This is a genomic window from Paraburkholderia sp. J63, from assembly GCF_905220245.1.
Classification (GTDB): Bacteria; Pseudomonadota; Gammaproteobacteria; order Burkholderiales; family Burkholderiaceae; genus Paraburkholderia.
The window spans coordinates 160,930-183,595 of the sequence record NZ_CAJMZF010000003.1 but is presented as its reverse complement, the minus strand read 5'-3'; the positions used below and the strand labels follow the sequence as shown (position 1 = coordinate 183,595).

Genomic DNA, 22,666 nt, shown 5'->3' with positions numbered 1-22,666 from the left:
CCCCGGGCCGGCTATCCATGCCGGCCTTTTTCCTTCAGATGCCGGCTTGACATCGTGCGGGGCTCCGCTCAACATGCTATAAATATCAAAGGTTGATCCAATGAATTTTGGTTCAATGAACTTTAAGGGCACTACACCGCCCGTCTTCTCCGGAGTCATCAGATGCCAGAAACCAACCACCCCGCCGCGGGCGCGGGCAAGCGTCCGCTCGAGGGCGTGACCGTCATCGAAACCTCGAGCTTCCTGACCGGCCCGTTCGCCTCAATGATGCTGTCGGACCTGGGCGCCGACGTGATCAAGGTCGAGCCGCCGGGCGGCGACGGCTTTCGCAAGTTCGGCCATAACCGCGACGGATTCGGCGCGTCATGGACCAACGCAAACCGTGGCAAGCGCAGCGTCGTCATCGACCTGAAAACCGAAGCCGGGGTCGCGCGGCTGAAGGCGCTGATCGAGCATGCGGACGTGCTGGTGGAGAACTGGCGCCCGCGCGTCGCCGTTTCGCTCGGCCTCGGCCAGGACGTGCTGGCTGCGCTCAACCCGCGCCTCGTGCGCCTGTCGATCAATGGATTCGGCGACACCGGCGCGCTTGCCAACGCTCCGGCATTCGATTCGCTCATTCAGGGCCGCACCGGCATCGTTGCCGCCGAGGGGCGCAACGGCAAGCCCTCCGTCACGCCGTTCAACATGGTCGACAAGATCACCGGAACGTTCGGTGCCCAAGCCATTCTTGCCGCGCTCTACGAGCGCGAGAAGACCGGCAAGGGCACGCACGTGAAGCTGCCGATGCTCGACGTCATGGGCTATTTCAACTTCCCGGACATGTACCAGCATCGCACGTTCGAGGGCGACACTTCCGCGTGGAAGCCGCCGGCCTCACAGGTGCTGGAGACATCGGACGGACACGTGGTGATCTCGCCGGCGAACGGCGCGCAGATGTCGAAGACCCTCAACGCGATCGATCGTCCCGAATGGAAGGCCGACTTCAAGCAGATGACCGACCCGGTCGCCATGGCCGAGGAGTTCTTCCGGCGCGTGGGCGAAGTCGTCAAGCTGCGTGACACGGCCTACTGGCTCGAGCGCTTCGAGTCGCTCGACGTCCCCGCCGCGCCCGTCTTTTCGCTCGACGATTATCTCAACGACGCCCAGGTGAACCATAACCGCGTATTCGAGTTCGTGCCTTCGCCGGTCGGCCCGATCCGCACCGCGCGTTATCCGGCGACGTTCGACGAACGACGCCTGCCCGCGCGATTCGGTCCGCCGTCGATCGGCGAGCACGACGCCGAAATCCGGGGCGCTTGATCCACTCGATCCGCTCGATCCGCTTGATCTCTTTTACCACCCACAGGAATTCAACATGAAACTCGCAAGCTTCGATGGCGGCCGCATCGGCCTCGTGGAAGGCGACGACATCATCGATATCACGGGCGAAGTGAACGTCACGCCCGGCGCATGGCCGCCCGTCGGCATGCTCCATGTGATCGAGCGCTTCCCTTCGCTCAAGGCGCGCCTCGCCGCGCTTGCCGCCACCGCGCCGCGCAAGCCGCTTGCGCAGGTGCGGCTCGAAACGCCCATCGCGTGGCCGAACAAGGTGATCGCGTTCCCGGCCAACTATCACGCCCACGTCGAGGAAATGAAGCGCGGCACCGGCCTCATTTCACCGTTCAAGGCGGACGGCCAGGGCTTCTTTCTCAAGGCCAATTCGAGTCTTTCCGGCCCTGCCGAACCGATCGTACTGCCAAGTATTCCCGGGCGGCAAATCCATCACGAGTGCGAGCTTGCCGTCATCATCGGCAAGGGCGGCCGGCAAATCAGCCGCGAGCAGGCGCTCGATCATGTGTTCGGCTACGCCTGCCTCATCGACGTGGTGGTGCGCGGCAAGGAAGAGCGCGTGATGCGCAAGTCCTACGACACGTTCTGCCCGGTCGGCCCGTGGATCGTCACGGCAGACGAGGTGCCCGATCACACGGCGATCGACCTCCAGCTCACGGTGAATGGCGAGCTGCGCCAGCGCGCCAGCACACGGGACCTCATCGTCGACATTCCCGAGATGATCCGCATGGCCTCGGCCGTGATGACGCTCTACCCCGGCGACATCATCGCGTCGGGCACGCCTGCCGGCGTGGGCCCGATCGTGGCCGGCGACAAGGTCGTCATCAAGATCGCGCGCGTCGGCTCCATGACGCTCGACGTCGTGCAGGGCGAAAACGGCGACCATCCGGTCTGGGACAAGTCGCGCACCCAGCCCGACCCGGCCTCCGTCTCGACGCCATGACCGGAGCGGCGCAGATGCACGAAAATCGCCTCGATTCCTCAGCTGCGCCGCTGCGCGACGAGCCGATCGCCGCTGGCGACGGGCTCACGCTCGCCGCCAGCGTTGCCGGCGAACGCGGCCAGCCCGGCGTGGTCCTGTTGCATGGCGCGGGTCAGACGCGCCACTCGTGGCGCGGCACCGTTGCCACGCTTGGCGCGCTCGGCTACCACGCACTGGCCTACGATGCGCGCGGCCACGGCGAGAGCGGCTGGTCGCCGCAGTCCGACTATTCGTACGAGCGGCTGGCCGACGATCTCGATGCGGTCGTGCGCCATCTGGGAGGCGCTCCGGCGATTGTGGGCGCATCGATGGGCGGCATGACCGCACTGCACTCGATCGGCCGCGCGCACGCCGGGTACGCCCGCTCGATCGTCCTCGTCGACATTGCGCCACGCGTCGAACCGCAGGGCTTGAAGCGCGTCCATGACTTCCTGAACGGACATCGAAACGGCTTTGCCAGCATCGAGGAAGCTTCCGATGCCGTCGCCGCCTATAACCCGCACCGTCCACGCCCGAGCAATCCGCAAGGGCTGATGAAAAACCTGCGCCGCCGGGACGATGGACGCCTTTACTGGCACTGGGACCCGGGATTCTTCGCACGACGCGACAAGCCCATGCGGGAAAGTCACGCGGCGAAAGTGCTCCAGATGTGCCGCAGCGTGACGATCCCCGCGATGCTCGTGCTGGCCGCGCAAAGCGATGTCGTGGGGCGCGAGGGGATCGAGGAGTTGCGCGAAGCATTGCCGCAACTGGAGATCGGCCTTGTGCGCGGCGCCGGACACATGATCGCCGGCGATCGCAACGAAGCGTTCAACGAAGCGATTCTGCCGTTCATCGAACGTCATTCGGCGCGCTGATCGCCCGCATTGATCGCTTGTCGCGCCTCGAAGAATACGCGCAGACAGGAAGCAAAAGAAAGGGCCGCTCCGGCGTTTGTTTAAGCCGGAGCGGCCCTTTTTGCGCGGCTAACTAACTAGCCGGATCTTGCCGCGCGCGTCGCTACGCACCTACACCGGCCTCGACGGCGCCCCGCACCGTGTCGATCAGCGAAATCGCATCTTGCGGCAAGGCGTCCCCGCGCCATGCGACCTGACCGTCGGGACGCACGAGCACAAAGTTACGTTCATAGAGCGTGCGTGCATCCGCATTGTCGATGGACACCGCCTCGAACGGAACGCCACGCAGGCGCGCTGCCTCCGCGAACGCATCGACGCCGCCGCGCTCCGTACCAAAGCAGAGGAGCACGAATGATTTACCGAACAGATCGAGCGTGGAATGCCCCTCCGCCAGCCAGACGTGCGGTGCACGCGAACCCGGGCGCGCCGTCTGAACATAGGTGGAGACTTCGTCCGGCGGCTGCGGCGTGCCATCCGGCACGACGATCGGCGAGCCCTCGTACATGTAGCCGAGGTGAATGCCGATCGAGAACCACTCGCGCTTCATCAGTTCCGTATAGGCGTTGCCGAACTCGATACGCGCCGCCTCCGACTCCGGCCCGTCCTCGAAGATCGCGGGCGAAGGCGCCAGTACGCGCGGCGACAGCATGCGCTTGAGATTGCCGGTCGCCTCGGCGACGTTGCGGATCGCCACGGGACGCTGCTCGGTCTCGTAGGTCGCGAGCAGATGCTCGCCGCCCCAGCCTTGCAGCACACCAGCCAGCTTCCACGACAGATTCACCGCATCCTGAATACCGGTGTTCATGCCGAACCCGCCCGTGGGCGAAGTCAGATGCGCGGCGTCGCCGGCAATAAACACGCGCTTGGTGCCGTAGTGATCGGCCACGAGCTGCCGGCGGACCCACGGCAGCAGCGAGAGAATTTCGAAGTCGAATTCCCGCCCGACCGCGCGCACGATCGCCTCGCGCATATAGGCTTCGTCATGCGTATGGCGCGTGTCGTCGCCGACCAGCGAAAAACGCCACTGATCGCGCCCGTTGATCGCCACGAGCGTCGCCCAGGTCCCCTCGGGGCCGATGAAGATATAGCGGTAAGCCCGCTCTTTGTCGTGCAGCGCTTCGAGATCCTTGCAGCGGAACACGACGTTGGTCGTATACGTGAGCGTCGGCTCCCCCGTCATGCCGATGCCGAGCGCCTGGCGCACCGTGCTCGCGCCGCCGTCCGTCCCGACCAGGTACTGTGCCTCGACCGTTCGTTCTTCCCCGCTCAGCGTATCGCGCAAACGCGCGGTCACGCCGCTTTCGGTTTCGGTGAAGCTCACGAGCTCCGTGTTAACCGAGATCGTGGCAAGCTGCGAGCGCTCCGCAAAGCGGCGCAGCACGGGATCGAAAAAGTTCTGCGGGCAGCGCTCGCGCTTTTGCGGACTCTGCGGCGGGCACTTTTCTTCATTTGGGCTCGGAAAGACTTCGCGGCCGAACTCATAGCCGCTCAGGCCGGTCACCCACGCGCAATCCTGCGGATAGTCGCGGTTGTAGCCCGCATCATGCACCCAGGGCACGATGCCCCAGCGGCGGCAATACTCCATCGTGCGCACGCCGACCATGTCCATTTTCGGCTGCACGACCTGGCCGTCGCTGCGTTCGATCAGCAGGGTTGATACGCCGCGAAAGCCGAGGTCTCCTGCAAGCGCAAGGCCGATGGGCCCCGCCCCTACGATCAAAACCGGTGTTTGCATCTCCATTCTCCATTTGTTGGGTCGGCGCATCGAGGCGCCGCCTGGTTCGATCAAGTTTGCGCGTCCGACGGTTCTTCGCGATACAGCCCGAGCTTGCGCAGCGCGGGAATGTCGTTGACCTGAAAGAGCATCGCGGATGTGTCCGGGGATCGGTTGATATGCTCGTGAACGGCCCACGGCGGAAGCGCCAGAAAATCACCGGCGCCCCATTCAAACGGTGTTCCGTCGACGATGGTCGTGCCCTGGCCGCGCATCACGTAATACACGACGCTGCCCGTATGCCGATGCGCCTTCGTGCGGAAGCCGGGGCGCAAGCTCTGCAGCACGGTGCCGATGGTCGGCAGCGCCGGGCCGCCCGTGAGCGGATTCAGGTATTCGAGCGCGGTATCGTCCCAGGGGTCGGGCGGCAGTTCGCCCGCGAGGCGCAGCGCATCTTGCGCGCGCCCCGCCGAATAGACGAGCAGCGGGTTCAGTTCGGGCACCTCGTGCGTGGACAGCGGCTTCATGATGCCGCTGCCATACGCGCGATACGAGCCATCCACGATGGGCGCGAGCGGCTGTCGCGGCGCCTCGCTGCCTTCGAAGAAGGTTGCATGCATCGAGCGCACGAGCGAAATGTCGAGTACGTCTAACCAGATCATGGGCTCGTCGCCCTTGTGCTCGTGATCGTGCCAGGTCCAGGCCGGCGTGAGCACGAGATCGCCTTCGTTCATCTCATAGCGCTCGCCGTTCACGATCGTGTCCGCGCCCCGCCCCTTCATGATGAAGCGCAGTGCACTGGCGGTATGGCGATGCGCCGTCGCGATCTCCCCCGGCAGAATGACCTGGATCGAAGCCCAGAACGTGGGCGTCGTGCCGAACGGCAAACCGCGATTGGCAAGACGCAACGTGCGCCGCTGGCCGCCCGCTTCGAGTTTCAGGTTCGCGCCGATCTTGTCGAGCAGGCGCTCGAGGTCGGCGGCCTTCCAGTGGGCGACCTGCATCGACGATTGAGGCGTGCGCGTGAAGAGCGGCCCGTCGGTGGGTTGCGCGACCCGGCAGTTGTACTGATCGAGCTCCGCGGCCAACGCCTGGCGTTGTGCCGTGTCGCTCATGGCAGCTTCGCTCATGAGGGGACTCCCGTTCTGGTTTCGAGACTGCTGACGAATTCCGGCACGAGCTCGAAGAGGTCGCCCACGAGACCGTAGTCGGCCACGCTGAAGATCGGCGCTTCGGCATCCTTATTGATTGCGACAATGACCTTCGAATCCTTCATTCCGGCCAGATGCTGGATCGCGCCCGAAATGCCGACCGCGACGTACAGCTTCGGCGCAACGATCTTGCCGGTCTGGCCGACCTGGTAGTCGTTCGGCGCGAAGCCCGCGTCGACCGCCGCACGCGAGGCGCCCAGTGCTGCCTGCAGTTTGTCGGCCAGCGGCTCCAGCACCTTGGTGTAGTTTTCCCCGCTGCCGAGCCCCCGGCCGCCCGAGACGACAATGTCCGCGCTCGTCAGTTCGGGGCGGTCCAGCTTCGTCACTTCGCGGCTCACGAACTGCGAGACGCCGGCGTGCGCTGCCGCCTCGATCCGCTCGATCGGCGCGCAGCCGCCATTGGCCCCGGCCGGGTCGAAACCGGTCGTGCGCACCGAGATCACCTTGACCGGATCGCAAGACTGCACCGTCGCGATCGCATTGCCCGCATAGATCGGACGATCGAACGTATCGGCGGCGTGGATGGCCGTCACGTCGCTGATCTGCGCGACGTCGAGTTTCGCCGCGATACGCGGGGCAATATTTTTTCCGTATGCCGTCGCCGGCACGAAAATGTGAGAGTAGCCCTGCGCGATGCCCAGAATCGTCGCCTCGACATTTTCAGCGAGGCCATTCGCCAGTTGCGGCGCGTCGGCCAACAGCACCTTCGACACGCCGGCAATCTTCGCCGCGGCGTCGGCGGCCGGTTGCGCCTGAAAGCCGGCAATCGCGACGTGAATCTCCTCGTCGAGCAACGTCGCGACAATCGCCGCCGCCGACACCGCATTCAACGTCGCGGCCTTGATCGACGTATTGTCGTGTTCCGCAATAACCAGAATCGTCATTTCCATGCACTCCCTTACAGCACCTTGGCCTGGGTCTTCAGTCCTTCGAGCAGCGCTTTCACGTCCGGTACGGTGACACCCGCCGTGCGCTTCGTCGGCTCGACGATCTTCAGCGTCTTCAGGCGCGGCGACACGTCGACGCCCAGATGCTCCGGATCGACCGTCTCGAGCGGCTTCTTCTTCGCTTTCATGATGTTCGGCAATGTCACGTAGCGCGGCTCGTTCAGACGCAGATCCGTCGTCACCACCGCCGGCAGCGTCAGCGACAGCGTTTGCGCGCCACCGTCGACTTCGCGCGCGACCGTGGCCTTGCCGTCGGCAATCGTCACCCTGGACGCGAACGTCGCTTGCGGCAGACCGCCCAGCGCCGCGAGCATCTGGCCGGTCTGGTTCGAATCGTCGTCGATCGCCTGCTTGCCAAGCAGCACGAGCGAGGGCTGCTCCTTGTCGACCAGCGCCTTGAGCAGCTTCGCCACGGCAAGCGGTTGCAACTCCGCCGTGGTTTCGACCAGCAGCGCGCGATCGGCGCCCATCGCAAGCGCGTTGCGCAGCGTTTCCTGCGCCTGTGCCACGCCGCATGACACGACCACCACTTCGGTCGCCACGCCCGCTTCCTTCAACCGCACCGCCTCTTCCACCGCGATTTCGTCGAACGGGTTCATCGACATCTTTGCGTTCGAGATATCGACGCTGCTCCCGTCACGCGCAATGCGCGGCGCCACGTTGTAGTCAAGCACGCGCTTGACCGCCACCATGACCTTCATGTTTGCTTCCCTCCGTATTTCTCGCTTCTCGCTGTGCGTATCAGCCCGCGAGCAAGCGTCGCGCGACGATCAGCCGGTGGATCTCGTTCGTGCCTTCGATGATCTGGTTGAGCTTCGCGTCGCGCATCATGCGCTCGACGGGAAACTCCTTCGAATAGCCGTAGCTGCCCAGCACCTGGACCGCTTCGATCGTGACCTCCATCGCCACGTCGGTGACGAAGCACTTGGTCATCGAAGAGAGCATGTTCAGGCGCGAGTGATCGCCCGAATCGATCTCGTCGGCGCAGTTGTAGAGCAGGTTGCGTGCGGCTTCCACCTTGATCGCCATGTCCGCCAGCTTGAACTGCATGCCCTGAAATTCCGCGATCGGCCGGCCGAATTGACGGCGCTCCTTCGCGTACGCCACGGCCACGTCGAGCGCCCCCTGCGCGAGCCCGAGCGAAGTGGCCGCGATGGTCGGCCGGTTCAGGTCGAGCACCTTCATGCAGGCTTTGAAACCATCGCCTTCGGCCCCGATGCGGCAATCCGCGGGAATGCGCATGTCGTCGAAGAACAGCTCGTGATTGGGCGCGCCGTGGCGGCCCATCTTGTGCTCCTGACGCCCGAGGCGAAAACCCGGCGTGCTCGTGTCGACCATGAAAGCGCTAATCCCCTCCGAGCCCGGCGCGTCCGACGTGCGTGCGAAGAGCAGCACATACTGCGCGTGGCCGCCCCAGGTGATCCAGTTCTTCTGTCCGTTGACAACGTAGCTATCGCCGTCGCGCACCGCCCGCGTTCTGATCGATGAAACGTCCGAGCCCGCCTGCGGCTCGGTCACCGCAATCGCGCTCACGAGCCGGCCTTGCGCGGCGAGCGGCAGCCAGCGCGCCTTCTGTTCTTCGGTGCCGTAATGCAGGATGGGCAGCACGAAGGAAATGGAGTTGTTGCCGCAGAGCGTGGCGGCCGCAAGCGAGACCTTCGCGATCTCCTCCTTCACGATGCACACCATTTTCAGGTTGCCGCCGGGCCCGCCGTACTCCTCGGGGAGCCACAACTGGAGCAGGCCCATGTCGCCGAAAATCGGCACGAGTTCCGCAGGGAAACGATCGTCCTGCTCCATGCCCGGCACGAGCGGCAAGACATCCTTCTGGACCATGCGGCGAACGGATTCGCGGATGGCGACGAGATCTTCGTTAAGACGCATATGCTTTCCTTCTTCCTGGATCGTGGCGCGCTCAGTAGCTCGGGAAAGACAGGCCGCCATTGATGCTCAACGTCGACCCGGAAACCTGGTCCGACTCCCGGCTCGATAGATAGAGGATGTACTCGGCGAGATCCTCGGCGCTGTTGAGCTTGAACTTCACGCGTTGCTCCGCCTTCGTGAAGGCCTTCACGATGACCTCCTGCGAACCGGCTTCCTTCGCGGCGAGAAAACGATCGTGCGCCGGCGTTCCGGTGGTCAGCGTGGTGGCCACCGAGTTGATGCGGATGCCCAGATGCGCGAGCTCGGCGCCGAGCGCGCGCGTGAGGAACATGATCGAAGCGCCCGCTGCGCCGATCATCGATTCGCTCGGCGTGGGAATGCGCGCGGCGTCAGTGGTGATGAGCACAATCTTGCCGTACTGCTGCGCTCGCATGAACTTCACGGCTGCATGAACAGCATTGAGGCGCGGCATCAAGCGGCTCGTCAGGCAAGCGATCCCTTCGTCGGCGGTCATGTCGACGAAGAGCTTCGGCTTCGGTTCGCGCGGGCCGCCGCTCGCCACCACGATGTCGACCTTGCCGTAGCGCGTGGCCGCATGCTCGACGGCCGCCTCGACCCCGCCATACGAAAGCAGGTCGCTGGCGACGAACACCCGCTCGCCAGGCCAGCCGCGGCATGCGTCGATGAGTTCGCGCGCCGCCGTTTCGTCGCGCCCCTGGATCACGACGTTCGCGCCGCTTTGCGCGAGCTTCATGACTGACGCGCGCCCGATGCCCTTCGTTCCTCCGAGCACGACCGCCGAAGCGCCGGTTAGATCAGTTTGCATATTCCGCCTTTATTTCAGCTTGCCCGTGCCCCACGGGCAAATAGTGTGTCAGTGCCTGGCGCCTCGGCATCAGTCGCCCGATTTCGCGTCGTTTTCGTAGCGGTTCTCGCGCGAGTGCGCCGCGCCCGTCACGCCCTTGGCGCGGCGCTCCTTCATGAAGTTGTTTTCGTCGGCTTCGTAGCGGATGTTGGTCCCCAGCGCATGCATCACGTAGCCCTGCACGAATTGCGAAGTCATGCCAAGCGAATCGAGCGACAGATGCGTCGCGGCTTTGCCGATCGCAATCGCATCGCGCGGCAGGCGCACGATGCGCTCCGCCCAGTCCTCGCCCGCCGCTTCGAGCTCGGCGGCAGGCACCGCCTTGTTGACGAGGCCGATGCGCGCCGCCTCGTTCCCGCTCATCACCTCGCCGAGCAGCAGAATTTCGCGCGCCTTCTTCGGCCCGAGCGCGAGGATGTTGATGCTGGTCATGTACGACGCCCCCGCAAGGCCCATCTTCTGCTCGGGGTGGCCGATCTTTGCGTCTTCGGCCGCGATCGCCAGATCGCTCGCCTCGACGATGTAGAGTCCCGCGCCCACGCAGTAACCCTGGACGAGCGAAAGCGTCGGCTTGGTGCAATAGAGCAACTGACGAAATTGCTCGACGTGACGCTTGTCGAACGAAAGACGAATCCGCTGGCTCGGCCGGCGCGCGCCGGGATCCTTCGAAAAGCCGTATTCCTTTGCGCCCACCTGCGCCAGGTCGTGACCGGTGGAGAAGTCGCGGCCTTCGCTGCGGAAAATGATCACGCGCACATCGTCGTCGGCTTCGGCGCGCTCGATGTGCTCCATCATGCGGTCGAACATTTCATACGTCAGCGCATTGCGCTTGTCGTCGCGGCAAAACGTGATGTATGCCCTGCCGTCCCTTGCCTCGTACGTCACGAGGTCCCTCAGGTCTTCGCTCATCGTGCCTCCTTGCTGGATGGGTCGGCCCCCGCTGTGCAGGCAGGTGTCCGCCGACTGAAAGTTATCGAGTTATTGGTTCAACCTTTGACTAATATTGGAGTTATAGTTGCGCAGAAGAAGCCGCATGTCAAGTGCGTTAAACGCCAGGCACGGCATCGCGGGTTCGTCTGGTTTTGCCTGGGTGTGCGTGGCCATTCGGCACCTTGTCGATTGCCCCCCGAGCGGTTAGCATCCGTTTATCCTTCGAATGGATTAATCATTGAAAGCCTCCACCATGACCCGCACTTCCCGGCGCGCCACCCCGAACACCGATGCCCCCGCTTCCGCCACACCCGCGTCGGGGTCCGCGCGGCCAACGCCCGCCTATTCGCCGGTGCAGACGCGCCGGGCATTCGAATTCGTGGCCGACCAGATCCGCAGCCAGCTCGCCACTGGCGCGCTGCAGCCAGGCGACCGGCTCCCCTCGGAACGGGAACTCGCAGAATCGTTCGGCCTGTCGCGCAATACCGTGCGTGAGGCATTGCGCTCGCTGGAGATCGGCGGAGTGCTCGAGTTCCGCAAGGGCGCAACCGGTGGCGCGTTCGTGCGCGAAGGCCAGGGCGACGCGGTGATCGCGGGTTTCGCCGACCTGTTCCGGCTCGGTGCGATCAAGCCCGCCGATCTCACCGAAGCGCGGCTTATCGTCAGCGTGGCCGCCGCTCGTTTCGCGTGCACACGGGGCAGCGAGGAAGACTTCGAGGCGCTACGCGAAAACGTGAAGGAAAGCGAGGCTGCGGTCGCAAAGGGGGATTTGCGCGAGCGGGTGCGCATCAATCTGGAATTTCACAAGCTGCTCGCGCGTGCCGCCCGCAATCCGGTGCTCGTGATCCTGACCGACGCACTCGTGGAGATTCATGAACAGCTGCTCGAAGTGATCTCACCGCTGCCCGATAGCGCGGTGATGCCCTCGCGCAAGCGTCTGCTCAAGCACCTGATCGCGCGCGACGAAGACAAGGCCGCCGCAGAGATGGAAACGCATCTGAAGGCGTTGCAGAAGCACTATCTCGCGCAAACGTCCGAAGGCGCGCGCGCCGGGTAAGGCGCGCCCGCGCTCACTGCGGCCTCATTGAGTTCGCAAGCCGCCCAGCTCGCGCGTGGCCGCTTCGGCCGCGCGCAGCCCGAAGACCGCGGCTTTAATGAGCCCGCCCACGTAGCCGGAATTGGCTCCGCCTTCTATGCCCCCCGTCGTCGCCCCTGCCGCGTAGAGGCCTGGCACGGGGCAGCCTGCTTCGTCGAGCGCGCGCGCATCGGCGTCGATCACGATGCCGCCCATCGTGTAGGTCAGGCCCGCGCATAGCGGAATCGCCATATAGCGCGGCCCGCGCACCGGGGCTGCGCCGCCCGCCAGCATCGCCGGCTTCACGGTGCGTGGCGGCTCCAGCGAGGAGAGCGCCGCTTGCTCCAGCGCGCCGTTATAGGTGTCGATGCTTGCGGCAAGCACCTGCGCATCCATGCCGAGTCGATTCGCGAGCGCTGCGACGCTGTCCGCGCGATACACCACCGCGCCGAGTTCCTCGAGCGCCGGATTCGGCGGCAGCAAGAACGCGCGACCGGCCGTCTCCCAGATCGTCTCGTCGAGTATCACAAACGACGAAAGCGGCTCGTCGAGTGACGCAATCGCGTTGGCAAGCGCCACGCCGCCCAGGCCTTCGTCGGTGAAGCGCCGCCCGCTCGCATCGACGACGATCGCGCAGGACGCCACGATATCGAGCACCGGGTACGGCCAAAGCGCTTCGTCGTGCAGTGCCGCCTTGTGCTGCACATGCCCGTAGAAGCGGTTCATTCCGGTCAGCGCCGCGCCCGCCGCGTGCGCCATGCGGATGCCGTCGCCCATGCCGGTGCCGGCGCCGCGCTTGCACAGATGCTCCGGACGAGGTGAGATGGACTCGCGCACCATCTCCGCGTTGCCCTGGAATCCGCCATCGGCGAGCAGAACGGCATTGGCCCGGACCTCCAGGCGCCCGCCCTCTCTCGTCGTCGCCCGCAGTCCGGCACAGCGCCCGCCCGTCATTGTCAGCGCCTGGGCCCGCGTGCCGCGCACGAAGCGCCCGCCCTTCGCGACGAACGCCTGCTCCAGCGCCTGCAACAGGCGATCGCCCCCCTTTCCTCGCCAGTGATGCTTGAAGCCCGTCTCGCGCAGACTGAATGGCATGAGCATGTTGCCCATGAACGGATAATCGCCGCCGCGGCCGAATTGCGCGCCACGCAAGGCGAGCCAACGCACCACGCGGGCGCCGTCGCGGGCGAGCGCATCGGCGAGCGAAGCGTCGCGCAGCCCCGCGCTCGTCTGCGCAATGGCCTGCGCGAGCACGTCCGGTGCCTCGTCGAGATCGTGAAAAGCGATATGAAACACGCCACCGGCATATCGCGAGTTGGCCGGATACTGCGCTTCGCCACCTGCCTCCAGCACGACGGCGCTCACGCCGAGCTCCGTGAAGCGATTGGCCGCCACGAGCCCTGCCAGACCGCCGCCGACAATCGCCACGTCGGCGCTGAGGGTGCTTTCAATTGTCATCGTGTCTCCGCTGTCGAATCCTGCCATCACCCGAAATACGCTTGCTGGATCGCTTCCTGATGCCGCAACGACTCGCCCGCGCCCTGTGCGGCGACGCGGCCGACCGACAGCACGTAGCCATAGTCCGAGAGGGTGAGCGCTTCGTCGGCGTGCTGCTCGACGAGCAGCATCGTGAGGCCCGCGTCGCGCAATACGCGCAGCACATCGAACATGTGCTCGACCACGAGCGGCGCGAGCCCGAGCGAGGGCTCGTCGAGCAGCAGCAGCCTGGGGTCGGCCATGAGTGCGCGGCCGATGGCGACCATGGACTGCTCGCCGCCGCTCAGGGTGATGGCGCGCTGGCTCGCGCGCTCCGCAAGCTTCGGAAAAAGGTCGTATACGTAATCGAGCCGCTTGCGGAACAGCGCCGGGTCGCGGCGGCGTCTCAGACGGTGAAAGCCGAGTTCGAGGTTCTCGCTCACCGTGAGCGCCGCGAAAACCTGGCGGCCCTCGGGCACCTGCACGATGCCGAGCTCGACGACGTCCGGCGCCGAAAGCCGCGTGATGTCCTCGCCGTCGAACACGATGCGGCCTTGCGTGACGTCCACGAGACGCGAAATGGCGTTGATGAGCGTCGATTTGCCCGCGCCGTTCGCGCCGACCGCCGAGACGATCGTGCCGCCCGGGATGTCGAGCGAGACACCGTGAAGTGCCTCGGTGCCTTTATATCCCGCGCAGAGTCCCTCAATTTTGAGCATGTGCCCCCCTGACCCCCAGATACGCCTCGATCACCTTCGGGTTGGACTGCACCTCGGCCGCATTGCCCTCGGCAATCTTTGCGCCGTGATCGAGCACGACGATGCGGTGGCACAGATTCATGATGAAGCCGATGTCGTGCTCGACGATCAGAATCGTGAGCCCGTCCTCGTTCAACTCGCGCAACATGCGCCCGAGCGCAGCGGTCTCGTCGTCGTTCAGGCCCGCCGCCGGCTCGTCGAGCAGCAGCATGGCCGGATCGCTCGCGAGCGCACGCGCGATTTCGATCAGGCGCTGCTGACCGTGCGGCAGATGCACGATGAGATCGTTTGCGCGCGACTCGAGTCCCACGAACCGCAGCAGTTCGAGCGCGCGTTGCTCATAGCGCCTCTCGTCCCCGGCCACGCGCCGCCTGCGCAGCAGTGACGGAAGAAAACCATCGACCAGCTTCGGATGAAAGCCGAGCATCACGTTTTCGAGCACGGTGAGCCCGCTGAACAGACGCACGATCTGGAACGTGCGCGCCATGCCCATTGCGCTTCGCCGATGCAGCGGCGCGCCCGTAATGCGCGCGCCCTGGTAGAACACCTCGCCCGCACTCAGGGCGTCCACGCCCGTGATGAGATTGAAGGTGGTGGACTTGCCCGCTCCATTCGGTCCGATGAGCCCGACCGCCTCCCCCTCGTGGACATCGAACGATACGTTGTCCACCGCGCACAGCCCACCGAAGCGCTTGACGCCCTCCTGAATCGACAGCAACACAGGTCCGTTGACAGGCGTACGCGCCTTTTGAACAGTTTTCATCGTCCGGCTCCGTTCTCTTTCGTCACGCCGTCGCTCAATCCCTGCACGTTGCGGACCGCCCGATTCCGGCCGCGCAACCATGCCGCCAGCGAGACCACGAGGCCGGACAAGCCGTTGGGGATGAAGATCAAAAACAGCAGCAGGCATACGCCATAGGCGAGCGTTTGCAAATCGCCGAAGTCTGCGAGCAACTGCGGCGCGACCACCACTACGAGCGCGCCGAGAATCGGGCCGTACCGCGTGGCAAGGCCGCCCACCACCGCGATCGTGAGCATCGAAACCAGCGTCGGGAACTCGGCCATGCTCGGGCTCACCTGCTGGTTGACCATGGCGAAGCCAATGCCCGCAATGCCGGCGAGCACCGCGCTGAAGACGAACGTGCGCAGCTTCTGGACCGGGACGTTCACGCCCAGCGCCGCCGCCGCGCGCTCGTCGTCGCGAATCGCTTGCAGCGAACGGCCCAAATGCCCCGATACGATGGCGTTCTGCAAAATCAGCACGATGGTCACGGCAACGACGATCAGATAGTAGAGCTGAAGACGGCTCAGCGGCTCGTCACCCATCGCGAGCGGCGGAATCAGGATGCCGGCGGAGCCGCCCGTCACGTCGATCCAACGGTCGGCGACGCCCGAGATCACGAGGCCGAAGCACAGGGACGCCATGGCCAGATAGTGGCTACGCAGCCGCAGCAACGGAATGCCGATCAGCAACGCGACCAGCGCGCAGATGACGAGGCTCGCGGGAACGGCGGCAAGCACGGAAAAGCCGGCCCTCGACTGCAGCAGCGCATACGCGTATGCGGCGATGCCGAAGAAACCTTGATGCCCCATCGACACTTGACCGCAATAGCCGTACAGCACGTTAAAGCCCATGCCGAGGATCGCGTAGATGCCGATGAGCGAGACGAGGCGCATCTGGAAGCCGGTGGTCATGACAAGCGGTGCGCACAGCGCGGCGACCAGAAACACCACGAAGGCAGGCGAAATCAGCGGCAGACGAAGTCCCCGCTCTGCAGCGGGAGAGATAGACGTAGGTTTCATCGGCGAGCGGCCTCGAAGTCGCCCAGCAACCCGAACGGGCGCACGAGCAGCACAATCAGGATGAGCAGGAAAATGATGGGCTCGGCGTAGAGGCTGCTGCCATAGCCGGCTACAAACGCTTCGAGCACGCCAATGGCAAGACCGCCGGCCGCGGACGCGAACGGGCTGCCGAGGCCGCCGAGAATCGCCGCCATGAAGCCCTTCACGGTCAGCCCGACGCCCATCGACACCTGACCGCCAAGCAGCGGCCCGACGAGCACACCGGCGAGCGCGCTGACGAGTGCGCTGAACATGAACCCGAAGCGCACCACCCGCTCCGGGCGAATGCCCATCAGTTGCGCGATGCGCGGCTGCGCGCCCGTTGCGCGAATGCTGAGCCCGAAGCTCGTGCGGTACAACAGGAACCACGTGACGCCGAGCAGCACGACGAAGGCCACGACAATGGCGATCTGCTGCATGGTGGTGGTGATCGAACCGACCGCGATCGGATCGAGAGAAAAGACGTTGGGCACGTAGAGCTGGTTAGCACCCCAAATCAGCAACGCGCCGCCGCTCGCGATGGTCGCGGCGGCCAGCGTGCCGATCATCACCGTCAAAGGCGGCGCACCGCGCCGCACGAGCGGACGATAAACGCCGAACTCGAGCGCGAGCGCCGCAACCATCGCCACGACCATCACTGCGGCAATGGCGAGCGGCGTGGGCAAGCTGCACGTGAGCATGAAGAAGATTGCCGACATGGCGCCCAGCATCACGAACTCGCCCTGCGCGAAATTGATGACGCGATTGGTGCCGTAGATGAGCGAAAGCGACAAGCCGAGTAGCCCGTACACGCTGCCATTCGTCAAACCGGCGCAGAGAAATACCGCCATCCTGTCCATGAGATGGACCCTCGTACATGGGGCGCAGGCGCATTCGCGCGGCACTGCGCCGGGTGGGTTGGGCGCGTCAGCGCGGCTTGAACGTCTGGAGATCAGGCTTCACGAGACGCGCGCCGCCATCGGTCACCTGGACGAATACGTACCAGTTCTGGTCGGGCGAACCATGATGCTGCTGGGGGCTGAAGTGGTAGGCCGCGCCCGCCTCACCTTGCAGGCCCTTGAACTGGCCCAGTTGATCCATGGCGTTGCGAAATGCAAGGCGCGCGCCGGCAACATCGCCCGCGTCGAGCGCCTTTTGCACCGCCGGCGTCGCGATGACCTGGAGCGCCGCTTTGGCCGCGTCGTAGCCAATCACGGGATAGAGCGTCGGCTGATGCGGACCGTAGCGTCCGTTGAAGTCCGCGAAGAACTTCTTTACGTCGGGGCGATCGGGGTCCACCGTGTCCGGAACCAGAACGCCATCGCTCGCCGGTCCGGCAAGGCGGCGCAGCGTGTCGAGCAGCGCGCTGCGCGAGACGACGATCGGCATGTTGATACTCAGTTGACGTGCGGTGCGCAGCACACGCGCGCCATCCGCTGCGTAGGGGAACACCAGCAGAACATCGGGCTTCGCCTCGCGCAGGTTGATCAATTGCGGCGAAAGATCGGTCGCGTTCACGTCATAGGTCTGCTGCGCGACCACGGTGATGTGTTTCGCCTCGAGTGCCGCGCGGGTCGCACGCGCGCCGTCGGTACCGAACGGCAGCGAGTTGTTGATGATGGCCGGGCGCCTGAAACCTTGCTTCGCAAGCAAGTCCGCGATCGCCGCGGCGTCCTGACGGTTGGCCGGGCCAAAGCGGTAGTGCCAGGGCGCGGGCGGATTGGTCAGCGAATCCGTGCCGGCGGACAGCATGAAGTACGGGATCTTGTCGTCGGTCGCGACGGGAATCATGGCGGCGGCCGGTGCCGACGGATTACCGCCGATGATAACGAGCGCCTTGTCGTCTTCGGCACAGCGCGACGCGAAGGTGGCGGTGAGTTGCGGATCGGTCTTGCCGTCGTAGGAGATCAGCGAAATCTTGTGGCCCGCCACGCCGCCCGCTGCGTTGGCTTCGTCGACCGCGAGCTGCACGGCCTGAAAGCCCTGCGTGCCCGTATCGGCCGCCGCGCCACTGCGATCGTCCACCGAGCAGATCACGGCCGGCGCAGCGGCGTGGGCCGATACCGAGCACGCGAACGCAACAGCGGCGAAGGTCTGCCACAGCGCTTGCGTCCAACGGGACTGGGGCCGCGCTGTCGCGGTCGGGTTTGCAACGTTCATGACTGTCTCCTCAACCGGAAAATAAGCATCGAATGGATTCGATCTCGTGTTTTTCATTGGATGAACCTTTGGCATAATCATAAAATCGTGCGTTTTCCGCTGTCAAGAATGACGCCCTAAGGGTTTAGCCTTGGGTTCGCTCCGGGTTAGCTCCGGGTTTAGCTTCGTTTAACACCGCCATCAATCAGGAATGCAAATGAATCAGCAGACTTGCTGCAACACCATGCACAGCGTAAAGCTGGCACGTCAGGGCGAAGTGGGACTTGCATCCGTGCCGCGCCCCGAGCCGGCCCCGGACGAGGTCCTGCTTCGCGTACTGGCCGCCGGCCTGTGCCAGACCGATCTGCATATTCGCAACGCCACCGATTCGCGCACCCCGGATGGCACGACGCTTGGCCACGAGATCGCAGGCGTGGTCGAGCAATGCGGCGAGGCAGTCACGCGATGGCAGCCGGGCGAGCGTGTCGTCGTGCATCCATGCTGGTCGTGCGGCGTTTGCACCGCATGCCTCGCAGGACGCCAGAACGCCTGCCGCAATACCGGTTCGCGCCTCGCGCCGCCTCCCACCCCGGGTGTCACGAAGGACGGCGGCATGGCTCACTACGTCCGCGTGCCGGCGCGTGCGCTCATGGCAATCGGCGACCTCGACCCGGCCATCGCCGCCACGCTGACCGACGCCGCGCTCACGCCATACCATGCGATCGCGACCTGCGCGGAGTTATTGCATCCCGGCTCGACCACCGTGGTGATCGGTCTCGGCGGGCTCGGCAATCTGGCCGTGCAGATCCTGCGCGCGACGAGCACCACGCGCATTGTCGCGGTCGACCGGAGCGACGAAGCCATCGAGGCCGCGCGCCCGTGGGCCGACATCACGCTGCGCGCCGACGCGCAAGACTTCGCCGCCACCATCCTCGCGATGACCGACGGCTTTGGCGCCGACGTCGTGCTCGATTTCGTCGGCACCGATGAGACGCTGCGCACGGCAGCGGCCATCGTCGGCCGCTACGGCGCGATCCGCGTGATCGGTCTGTCCGGCGGCACGTTGCCGTTTGTCGCCCGCTCCGCGCACAACGCGTTGCCGCGCGGTGTCACGGTCATGTGTCCCTACGGCGGCACCTATGCCGACCTCGCCGCCGTTATCGCGCTAGCCCAGCGTGGCGCGATCCGCCCGCTCGTCACGCGCTTCGCGCTCTCCGATGCGCTGCAAGCCTTCGACGCCCTGGAGGCCGGCCGCATTCGCGGCCGCGCCGTGCTCATCCCCGAAGCCGGCTAGCCCACACGCGGGCTCGCCGGGCTGGCCGGCGAGCCTCAACGGGTGTTACGCCGACCGCGCCGCTGCGAAACGCGGCTGCTCGATCATCATGTCGGCAACCTTCTCCGCAACCATCATGACCGGGAAGTTCAGATTGCCGCTCGGAATATGCGGAAAGATCGATGCATCCACGACGCGCAGGCCTTCCACGCCGCGCACGCGCGCGGCGTTGTCCGTGACCGCGAGCGGATCGCTTTGCGGCCCCATGCGGCAGCTGCTCGACGGATGCCAGACGCCCACACAGGCGTTGCGCACGAACGCGCGCAACGCGTCATCGTCCGCGAGCAACTCCGCGAGCGTCGCGCCGCCCGCGATGACCTTGCGCATCAACAGGCTGCGCAATGGTGCGGGACCATCCAGCAGCGCAGCCAGCAGGTCGGTGACGAGCTTGTTGCGCCGGCTCAGCATGGCCACCTGGCGCACCTTCTCGCTGTAGCTGGCCGGAAACGGATCGGCCGTCACCGCGCTCACGCTGGCCAGCGCCTGCACGGCGGCCATGCGCCGGAAGCCGTCCATCAGGCGTTGCAGATCTCGCTCGTCGGCGAGCATGTTGAAATCGATTTCCGGCGCCGTACGCCAGTCGGGCGAGGCGAGCCGCACTTCGCCGCCGTTCGAGAACGGCTTGTTCACGTACATGAGCATCGTGCCGATGCGCTCGCCGACGGCATGCCACGACGTCTTCGTCACGATCGACACGAACATGTCGCCGGCCGGCGCGCCGCCGATTTGCGACGAGTAGCGCCAGCCGGTCAGGATGTGCCGCCGCGTCGCCGCGTTGACGCGTGCGCCCTTGCGGATGAAGGAGGCTAGCGCGATCGAGGGATGCTCCATCAGATGCTGGCCGACGCCCTCCAGCGCCGCCACGACCTCGAGGCCGAGTTCGCGCAGATGCGCCGCCGGCCCGATACCCGAGCGCATCAGAATGGCCGGCGATTGCAGCGCGCCCGCCGAGAGCACGACCTCTTGCGCGCGCACCTCGGCGGGACGTCCGGGCATATCGAGCCGGATGCCGACGCAACGACGGCCCTCGAACAGGAGGCCGGCGACTTCCGTCCCGGTCCAGATCGTGAGATTCGGGCGTGCGCGGGTGGCGGTGTCGAGGTACGCCATCGAGGCAGATACGCGCTTTTCATCGGCGTTGGATATCGCGATCGGAAAGTAGCCGTCGCGGAAGTCCCCGTTCTGGTCCGGCAGATACTCGTAGCCCATCTGCCGGAGCCCGGCGGCCACCGCGCTCGCATGACCGGGCCAGACGTCGGGCATGATGCGGCGCACCGGAATGCGTCCCGATGCGCCATGCAGCGGACCGCTGAAGTCGAGATCGCGCTCGACTTTCCGGAAATACGGAAGAACGTCGTTCCAGCTCCAGCCTTGCACGCCGCGCGCCTGCCAGTCGTCGTAGTCGGACGGCGCCCCTCGATTGAAAAACTGCCCGTTGATGGACGAGCCCCCGCCGAGAATGCGCGCCTGCTCGTACTTGCGCAGCTTGCGCGCCGCGCCGGAGCCGGGTTCGGCGGCCACCGTCGTGACGCGCAACTCGGGCCACAGGTAGCCCGGATTCAGATACGCGGTGCCCGGGTAGCTGTCGAGGATGGCGGCGGGCAGCCTGTCGTTGGGCAGATCCGCACCCGCCTCGCAAAGCAGTACGCGCCGTGACGGGTCCGCCGAAAGGCGATGGGCGAGCACCGAGCCCGCCGAACCGCCGCCCACAATGATGGTGTCAAAGGTTGTCATCGTGTCTCCTGCTTTTATGGTCTTTTCGCGTGACTGCGCCTCAGGAGCCCGCATCAATCCAGGCTGACTGCCACGCTCTTGAGCGACGTGTACAGATCGAGCACCTCGCGGCCACGCTCGCGTCCCCAGCCCGACTGCTTGTAGCCACCGAACGGCAATGCCGGCTCGTTCACCATGTGTGCGTTGACCGACACCGAGCCCGCCTTGATACGGCGCGCCAGCTTGTGCGCGACGCTGAGATCGCGCGTCCAGATACCGGCGAACAGACCGAATTCGGTCTGGTTGGCTTCGGAGGCGATGTGCTCGAGATCCTCGTCGTCGAAAGGCATCGCGCAGACGATCGGCCCAAAGATTTCCTCGCGGCGGATCGCCATGCCCGGCGAGGTATCCACGAACACGGAAGGCGCAACGAAATAGCCGTCCGGATCGAATGCGCGCGGTGCACCGAGGCGGCGGGCGCCTTCCTGCTCCCCGAGTTCGGCATAACGTTCGACGCGCTCCTTCTGCGCGTGCGAAATGACCGGCCCCATCTGGCTCGACGGATCGAGGCCATGGCCCACGACCAGCTTGTCGCCGTGGGCGATCACGCCTTCGACCACGCGGTCGAAGACCTTCCGGTGGACATAGAGCCGCGAGCCGGCCGAGCACACCTGGCCGCTGTTGAAGAAGATGGCATTGGCGGCGGCCGGCGTCGCACGTTCGATATCCGCATCGGGAAAGATGAACACCGGCGACTTTCCGCCCAGTTCCAGCGAGACCTTCTTCAGGTTGCCGAGCGAGGCCTCGACAATGCGCTTGCCCGTGCCGGTCGAGCCGGTGAAGGCGACCTTGTCGACGCCCGCGTGCGCGGCGAGCGCCGCACCCGCCGTCGCGCCAAAGCCGGTGACGATATTCACCACGCCGGGCGGGAAACCCGCGGCCTCGAATAGCTGCCCGAGCCGCAGCGCGTTGAGCGGCGTCTGCTCGGCGGGCTTGAGCACGACCGTGCAGCCCGCGGTCAGCGCGGGGGCGAGCTTCCATATCGCCATCGACAGCGGGAAGTTCCACGGAATGATCTGCCCCACTACGCCCACGGCTTCGCGCAGCGTATAGGCGTGCCATTCCCCGGGCTGCGAGACACTGACCGTCTCGCCATTGAGCTTCGTGGCCCAGCCTGCCATGTAACGCACCATCTCTGCCGTGCCGGCGATACCGCGCCGCGCGATGGCGAGCGGCTTGCCGTTGTCCACGGTTTCGATCTCGGCGAATTCGTCCCCATGGGCTTCGATGAGGTCGGCGAGCCTGAGCAGCAGGCGCGTGCGCTCCGCGGGCTTCATGCCCGGCCAGGGACCGGTTTCGAACGCGCGGCGCGCCGCCTTGACGGCGAGGTCGATATCCTCTGCTGCGCCTTCAGGCACTCGCGCGACAACCTGCCCCGTGCCCGGATCGAAGACATCGAAGGTTTTGCCGGAGCATGCCTCGACCCAGCGCCCGTCGATCAGCATGCGATGCGCCGAAGCGATGAAGCCGGCGCTCTGCTCGCCGAGCGTGGCATACCGGGGCGATGACAATCCAGTCTGCATTTCAGGAATC

20 protein-coding genes are annotated in these 22,666 nt (G+C 65.4%); 5 read left to right on the top strand and 15 right to left on the bottom strand.

All coding sequences use genetic code 11. The features are described from left to right. Nucleotides 1-162 precede the first annotated feature (162 nt). Genes U5775_RS05085 through U5775_RS05075 form a run of 3 tightly spaced genes read left to right on the top strand, consistent with a single transcriptional unit; the run spans nucleotide 163 to nucleotide 3,168 of the window. A complete protein-coding gene (locus U5775_RS05085) occupies nucleotides 163-1,299 on the top strand; it encodes a CoA transferase (protein ID WP_322057028.1) in 1,137 nt (378 codons plus the stop codon). Between the two features lie 55 nt (nucleotides 1,300-1,354). After that, nucleotides 1,355-2,272 carry a fumarylacetoacetate hydrolase family protein gene (locus U5775_RS05080; RefSeq protein ID WP_322057027.1) on the top strand — a complete coding sequence of 306 codons (918 nt, stop codon included), beginning with the start codon at nucleotides 1,355-1,357 and terminating at the stop codon, nucleotides 2,270-2,272. Between the two features lie 14 nt (nucleotides 2,273-2,286). Continuing rightward, the gene (locus U5775_RS05075; RefSeq protein ID WP_322057026.1) at nucleotides 2,287-3,168 is read left to right on the top strand and encodes an alpha/beta hydrolase; all 882 of its coding nucleotides are present in this window, start codon (nucleotides 2,287-2,289) and stop codon (nucleotides 3,166-3,168) included. 142 nt (nucleotides 3,169-3,310) lie between these two features. On the opposite strand, the gene U5775_RS05070 is transcribed toward U5775_RS05075, so the two are convergent. The 7 genes from U5775_RS05070 to U5775_RS05040 all read right to left on the bottom strand — a co-directional run bounded on the left by U5775_RS05070 (nucleotide 3,311) and on the right by U5775_RS05040 (nucleotide 10,737). Beyond that, nucleotides 3,311-4,942 carry an FAD-dependent oxidoreductase gene (locus U5775_RS05070; protein WP_322057025.1) on the bottom strand — a complete coding sequence of 544 codons (1,632 nt, stop codon included), beginning with the start codon at nucleotides 4,940-4,942 and terminating at the stop codon, nucleotides 3,311-3,313. Between the two features lie 50 nt (nucleotides 4,943-4,992). After that, on the bottom strand, nucleotides 4,993-6,051 hold the full coding sequence (locus tag U5775_RS05065; protein ID WP_322057024.1) for a cupin domain-containing protein: 1,059 nt from the start codon (nucleotides 6,049-6,051) through the stop codon (nucleotides 4,993-4,995). Next, the gene (locus U5775_RS05060) at nucleotides 6,048-7,016 is read right to left on the bottom strand and encodes an electron transfer flavoprotein subunit alpha/FixB family protein (protein WP_322057023.1); all 969 of its coding nucleotides are present in this window, start codon (nucleotides 7,014-7,016) and stop codon (nucleotides 6,048-6,050) included. The genes U5775_RS05065 and U5775_RS05060 overlap by 4 nt, the downstream gene beginning before the upstream one ends. A 14-nt stretch (nucleotides 7,017-7,030) precedes the next feature. Next, nucleotides 7,031-7,780 (bottom strand): electron transfer flavoprotein subunit beta/FixA family protein, encoded by a 750-nt coding sequence (locus U5775_RS05055; RefSeq protein WP_322057022.1) that lies wholly within the window; start codon nucleotides 7,778-7,780, stop codon nucleotides 7,031-7,033. 40 nt (nucleotides 7,781-7,820) lie between these two features. Continuing rightward, on the bottom strand, nucleotides 7,821-8,963 hold the full coding sequence (locus U5775_RS05050) for an acyl-CoA dehydrogenase family protein (protein ID WP_322057021.1): 1,143 nt from the start codon (nucleotides 8,961-8,963) through the stop codon (nucleotides 7,821-7,823). A gap of 31 nt (nucleotides 8,964-8,994) precedes the next feature. Further along, nucleotides 8,995-9,789, bottom strand: a complete 795-nt coding sequence (locus U5775_RS05045) for an SDR family NAD(P)-dependent oxidoreductase (protein WP_322057020.1) — start codon at nucleotides 9,787-9,789, stop codon at nucleotides 8,995-8,997. 69 nt (nucleotides 9,790-9,858) lie between these two features. Then, entirely contained in the window at nucleotides 9,859-10,737 is an 879-nt protein-coding gene (locus tag U5775_RS05040) for an enoyl-CoA hydratase/isomerase family protein (protein ID WP_322057019.1), read from the bottom strand. A 274-nt stretch (nucleotides 10,738-11,011) separates the two neighbouring features. Here U5775_RS05040 and U5775_RS05035 point away from each other — a divergent pair, with 274 nt between their 5' ends. Further along, nucleotides 11,012-11,815 carry a FadR/GntR family transcriptional regulator gene (locus U5775_RS05035; RefSeq protein WP_322057018.1) on the top strand — a complete coding sequence of 268 codons (804 nt, stop codon included), beginning with the start codon at nucleotides 11,012-11,014 and terminating at the stop codon, nucleotides 11,813-11,815. Nucleotides 11,816-11,839: 24 nt separating this feature from the next. On the opposite strand, the gene U5775_RS05030 is transcribed toward U5775_RS05035, so the two are convergent. The 6 genes from U5775_RS05030 to U5775_RS05005 all read right to left on the bottom strand — a co-directional run bounded on the left by U5775_RS05030 (nucleotide 11,840) and on the right by U5775_RS05005 (nucleotide 18,048). Beyond that, nucleotides 11,840-13,291 carry an FAD-dependent oxidoreductase gene (locus U5775_RS05030; protein ID WP_322057017.1) on the bottom strand — a complete coding sequence of 484 codons (1,452 nt, stop codon included), beginning with the start codon at nucleotides 13,289-13,291 and terminating at the stop codon, nucleotides 11,840-11,842. A 26-nt stretch (nucleotides 13,292-13,317) separates the two neighbouring features. After that, nucleotides 13,318-14,028: an ABC transporter ATP-binding protein gene (locus U5775_RS05025; RefSeq protein WP_322057016.1), complete on the bottom strand. Its 711-nt coding sequence runs from the start codon at nucleotides 14,026-14,028 to the stop codon at nucleotides 13,318-13,320. Further along, a complete protein-coding gene (locus U5775_RS05020) occupies nucleotides 14,015-14,830 on the bottom strand; it encodes an ABC transporter ATP-binding protein (RefSeq protein ID WP_322057015.1) in 816 nt (271 codons plus the stop codon). The genes U5775_RS05025 and U5775_RS05020 overlap by 14 nt, the downstream gene beginning before the upstream one ends. Then, nucleotides 14,827-15,870: a branched-chain amino acid ABC transporter permease gene (locus U5775_RS05015; RefSeq protein ID WP_322057014.1), complete on the bottom strand. Its 1,044-nt coding sequence runs from the start codon at nucleotides 15,868-15,870 to the stop codon at nucleotides 14,827-14,829. Before U5775_RS05015 ends, U5775_RS05020 begins: the two co-directional genes overlap by 4 nt. Then, the gene (locus U5775_RS05010) at nucleotides 15,867-16,748 is read right to left on the bottom strand and encodes a branched-chain amino acid ABC transporter permease (RefSeq protein WP_322057013.1); all 882 of its coding nucleotides are present in this window, start codon (nucleotides 16,746-16,748) and stop codon (nucleotides 15,867-15,869) included. Before U5775_RS05010 ends, U5775_RS05015 begins: the two co-directional genes overlap by 4 nt. 67 nt (nucleotides 16,749-16,815) lie before the next feature. Next, on the bottom strand, nucleotides 16,816-18,048 hold the full coding sequence (locus tag U5775_RS05005; protein ID WP_322057012.1) for an ABC transporter substrate-binding protein: 1,233 nt from the start codon (nucleotides 18,046-18,048) through the stop codon (nucleotides 16,816-16,818). A 196-nt stretch (nucleotides 18,049-18,244) separates the two neighbouring features. Here U5775_RS05005 and U5775_RS05000 point away from each other — a divergent pair, with 196 nt between their 5' ends. Further along, nucleotides 18,245-19,321, top strand: coding sequence for an alcohol dehydrogenase catalytic domain-containing protein (locus U5775_RS05000; protein ID WP_322057011.1), 1,077 nt, complete (start codon nucleotides 18,245-18,247; stop codon nucleotides 19,319-19,321). 45 nt (nucleotides 19,322-19,366) lie between these two features. Here the strand turns inward: U5775_RS05000 and U5775_RS04995 are convergent, their stop codons facing one another. Both U5775_RS04995 and U5775_RS04990 read right to left on the bottom strand, forming a co-directional pair. Beyond that, nucleotides 19,367-21,094: a GMC family oxidoreductase gene (locus tag U5775_RS04995; protein ID WP_322057010.1), complete on the bottom strand. Its 1,728-nt coding sequence runs from the start codon at nucleotides 21,092-21,094 to the stop codon at nucleotides 19,367-19,369. 53 nt (nucleotides 21,095-21,147) lie between these two features. Next, nucleotides 21,148-22,656, bottom strand: coding sequence for an aldehyde dehydrogenase family protein (locus U5775_RS04990; protein ID WP_322057009.1), 1,509 nt, complete (start codon nucleotides 22,654-22,656; stop codon nucleotides 21,148-21,150). Nucleotides 22,657-22,666: the final 10 nt, after the last annotated feature.